The sequence below is a fragment of the Maribacter sp. genome, from assembly GCF_049667165.1.
In the GTDB taxonomy this organism is placed as follows: Bacteria; Bacteroidota; Bacteroidia; order Flavobacteriales; family Flavobacteriaceae; genus Maribacter_A.
The window spans coordinates 1-4641 of the sequence record NZ_JBATHS010000082.1 but is presented as its reverse complement, the minus strand read 5'-3'; the positions used below and the strand labels follow the sequence as shown (position 1 = coordinate 4641).

General features: G+C 43.1%; 2 protein-coding genes and 1 pseudogene. 1 reads left to right on the top strand and 2 read right to left on the bottom strand.

Going from position 1 to position 4641, the window contains the following annotated elements:
- Positions 1-713: pseudogene (locus tag WBM98_RS04500) on the bottom strand (hypothetical protein); the annotation flags it as partial.
- Between the two features lie 38 nt (positions 714-751).
- The gene (locus tag WBM98_RS04495) at positions 752-3616 is read right to left on the bottom strand and encodes a TonB-dependent receptor domain-containing protein (RefSeq protein ID WP_424364833.1); all 2865 of its coding nucleotides are present in this window, start codon (positions 3614-3616) and stop codon (positions 752-754) included.
- 189 nt (positions 3617-3805) lie between these two features.
- Here WBM98_RS04495 and dgt point away from each other — a divergent pair.
- The coding region (gene dgt / locus WBM98_RS04490; protein WP_424364832.1) for a dGTP triphosphohydrolase at positions 3806-4641 on the top strand (836 nt) is incomplete at its 3' end.

Here is a 4641-nt window from a genome sequence, read left to right as displayed (position 1 = left end):
GAAACGGTACCACCAAAGAATTCAACGCCATCATCCTTACCATCGATCATGGCAACATTGTCAATCGTGGTACCAGAACCTACGGCATAAAGGGTAAGACCATTGTACTGTGAGTCAGGGTTGATCTGGGCACCCGCATATCTGATGATCAAATAGCTGATCGCACCAGAGTTATCGGCATCATCCGTTCCACCGTAAGTAATCTGGCCTACTTCAGCAGTAGCATCCGTACCTTCCGTGGTTGTGGCATTCCCTGCGATTACCAAACCACCCCAGTCTCCGGGGGCTTCGTTGGCAGAAGTCATTTCCACTGGATTGGAGGCCGTACCTTGAACATTGATTTTACCTCCTTTTTGAACTACAATATAGGTACTGGTCTCATCTCCACTCTCGACATTGGCAACGATTTTAGTGCCTGCAGGAATGGTTAATGTAGCTCCGGACTCAACACTGAAAGTTGTGGAAAGTGTATAGGTTTTACTGGCATCCAAAGATCTGTCTTCGGACATTGAACCCGTTAGGTTTGTGTTTTCACAAGGTGCACAGGAGCCCCCGCAATCTACGCCGGTTTCATCACCGTTCATTTTTTGGTCGGTACATGTGGCTTCAGGTGCTGGGTCTGTACCACCGTCGTCTTCACTAGAACAACTCGCCATGAACAAGCTGAAGATGGTCAAAAGACCCATTGTTAATCTTAAATTTTTCGTTTTCATAAAATAGGGTTTTAGAATTTATTAGTTATTATATTCAATTAAAAATTATAACGAAGACCTATGCTTAAGCCCACGCCAGTAGTATAGGAGCTGACGGTTTCATCTACTTCCAATCTTTTTGCAGCTGGGTCTGAGGCTATTTCAGCAACATTCTTCAAAATGCGCTGTGTTTGTTTTATCTCAGGATTCAAAAGGTTTTTCCCGATAAGGGTTAGCTTCCAATTTTTGGCAATCACTTTGCTCACAACGGCATTAAGAACCACAAACCCTTTTTCAATAATGGCATCGTCATAAAAGATATCCCGGTTCGATTGGTCTGTGGGTACCCCTAAGGCATATATTTTATCGGATGCATAGTTTGCGTTCAGGGATGCAGAAAATTGATTTTCGCCTACGGAATTGAAATTTAGACTTGAATTGAAGATCCAGTCTGAAGCGCCTTGTAGGTCGGTTTTCTCAATGCCTTTATATCGGAACGTCCTTAGTAAAGTGCCTTCCTCATTAAAGATTTCCTTTAGATCCTGTGAGTGCCACATACGTGTTGCATTCAAGACCAGATTTAGGTTGTTTCCGCTCTTGGTACCATCTTGTTCGTTGAAATCCGGATTGATCAAGTCTACCCTGGTTTCGGCTTCGAGGCCAAAAACTTCCGCTTTTTCAGCGGAGTTGAAATAAGAGAACACCCCTGCTGAACCTCTATCCCTGACTTTGTTTATAGGGTCTGATATATCCTTATAAAAAGCAGAAAAGGAAACCAATTGGGTTGTAGAGGGAAAGTATTCCCATTTAACATCATAATTCAAGTTTTTAGAGGCCCTTACATCTACGTTACCGCGAATTACCTGACCTGTTGGGGAGACATATTCAAAGGGTGAAACTTCCTTGAATTCGGGCAGGGTCAACGTTCTACTCATAGAAAGCCGTAAGGCATGAAAGTCATTCAGGGCATACTTAATATTTAAGCTCGGGTAGAGGTTATTGTATTCTTGTGTGCTTTCCCCGGTTCTCGGAAATAAGTTTCCAATATCATAGTTCACCGTTATTTCATCTTTTTGAAAACGAAGTCCGGCATTGATGTTCCACTTGTTAAGTCCAACATTGAAATCAGCAAAGGCAGCCTTAGAATCCAATTCACCAGTGTAGATGTCCTTGCGTTCATCATTGGCATTAGATCCCAATAGATTGAGTTCCAATAGGCCATTATCAAAGTTGGATTGTTGGAATATACTCCCGATGTTATCAATGGAAGAGGGGTTTATGGCGTTGGTCGAAGTTTCTTCAACACCCACGAATTCTGAACTGAAATCCCGTTGTTTGTTTCTATAGGAGACTCCCAATTCTATTTTAAAGGATTTTTCATCTTCGTCAATAATCTGTAAAGCATCTGTTACAAAACCATTGAATTCAATGTCCTCAATTGCTTGGCTCGACTTTCTTTGTTGAAATCCTCCATTTCTGCCCAGTTGCACATCAAATGACGGTTCAACCTCATTTGGGTCCCAATTCACCTCATTTCTGATTCTGTTGGGTTCATCGGCGTTCAGAATATTATAACCACCGGCCCATTTCAAGGTATTCTTATCCCCTAGTTCGTGGGTGCCCAATAATTGGGTGACCAGCAAACGGGTCTGTTTCGTATTTTGGTCCCTGATAAATTGGAACAAGCCTTCGGCAGGAGCGGTTTCCTCGAAAATAGTGGCTTCCCCGTTTCGCCCCCCTTCGAATATGGCTTCGCTTAACTTGTTTACAAAGAAGGTACTTGACTTCACCTTGTTTTTATCGTTGGCAAAGAACGCGATGTCCAATAATGCCGTGTTTACGATTTTATTGCGATAGGTTGTGGCATCGGTGATGGTATCATCTACGAAGTTGGACCTATATTGACGGAAAAGGCCTTGTTGAAATTCATAGGAACGGGAATGTGACCCCGTAAAAAAGACAGATAGCTTGTCATTTATTCTTTTTCCGGCCGTTAGGGAAAACGAATAGTCCATAGGATTATCCTGTTTCCTGGTGTTCCAACCTTGTTGGGTGATTTGTTGTTGTGTACTTCTATTCGAATTGTAAAAACCAAAAGTCACATCGCTTTGATTGGGGGAGGTTTTAAAGTTCTCCCAAACCCCGCTTTTTGCAACATTGGTATTGACACCCGTAGTAAGACCTGCCCGTAATTCCCTAGAACCTACCAGTTCCCTTGAACTGATGTTTATGTTGCCCGAAGATTGGTCTGCGGAGGATTGTGCAGCATATGTTTTGCTGATACTCACATTTCTGATTACCCGGGTAGGAAAGAGCGATAAGTCAATATTTTTCTTATCCACATCATCAGAAGGCACCGTTAACCCGTTCAGCGTTGTCGATAGGTATCGATCTCCAAGGCCACGTACAAAAACATCCCCTGAGGCCTCACTACTAGATACCCCTGATATTTTTGTGGTCGCGGTCGCTACGTCGGAAACACCGATTTTACCGAGCTCAACGGCACCAATACTTTCTTTGATTTCCGCGGCTTTTTTCTGGTCTATCAAGAGTGCCGTCTCAGAATCTTTTCTGGCTACCGTGGTAACCGTTACCCCTTCCAATGCCACTCCTGTGGCTACCATAGGCACATCTATAGCGGTGACTTTGCCGGCTTCAACCGTTACCTCAGGAATTTCGACGGTTTCATACCCCAAAAAACTGTATACCACTGTATAGGTACCCGGTTCTAGGTTGGGAATTTCATAAAGGCCATAAAAATCGGATGTGGTTCCCTTGGTTGTTCCTTTTAAAACCACGTTGGCAAAGGGCAATGGTTCATTGTTCATTGCCTTATCGGTAAGCGTTCCGACAATGCTTCCCGTTTTTTGGGCACTAAGCACTGTGGTGGTCAATACTAAAAGACTAAAAATAATTTTTTTCATGCTTGATTTTCTCTCTAATTAAATACCGCAGCAAAGAAACCCATGAACTGTAAAGAACATGTTAACCGCATTTTAAAATACTTTGATTAAAAGGTTAGAAAAAGGTTAATGGCTTTAAGTTAAGTTTCGATTGAAATTATCATTTCTTAACATTGAAATAATGTATCTTGCCGTTGCAAAACAGCTACAATGAACTGGGAACAACTACTCTCATTACGACGCCATGGTGATGCACATAAAAGGTTACGCAAAGAACAGGATGAGACCCGGTTGGGTTTTGAAGTCGACTATGACCGCATTATCTTTTCATCGGCCTTTCGGAGCTTGCAGGACAAAACCCAAGTAATACCGCTTTCAAAGACCGATTTTGTACATACGCGGCTTACGCACAGTTTAGAAGTATCCGTGGTTGGACGTAGCCTGGGAAGGATCGCCGGGAAGAGTATTTTGGAAAAACACCCACACCTCAATAAAGTGCATGGGTATCAATTCAATGATTTCGGGGCCATTGTGGCCGCGGCCGCGCTGGCCCATGATATTGGCAATCCGCCATTTGGACATAGTGGGGAAAAAGCGATTGGCGAGTACTTTAAGACAGGGAACGGACTCCAATTCCGCGATGTGTTGTCGGAGAAAGAATATCAAGACATTATTGATTTTGAAGGGAACGCCAATGGCTTTAAGCTTTTGACAGAATCAAAGGCGGGTGTTGATGGGGGGCTTCGATTGGGGTATGCCACATTGGGGGCCTTTATGAAGTATCCGAAGGAATCATTGCCCAAGAAACCTACCAAGCATATAGCCGATAAGAAATTCGGTTTTTTTCAATCTGAAAAACAAACCTTCCTTTCCATTGCGGGGGAACTGGGGCTTGCCCAGACCCGAAAAGGAAACGATATTTCATTTTCAAGGCATCCGTTGACTTTTTTAGTGGAAGCCGCTGATGATATTTGCTACACCATAATCGATTTTGAAGATGGTATTAACCTAGGGTTGATTTCAGAGGATTATGCCTTGGAGTATTT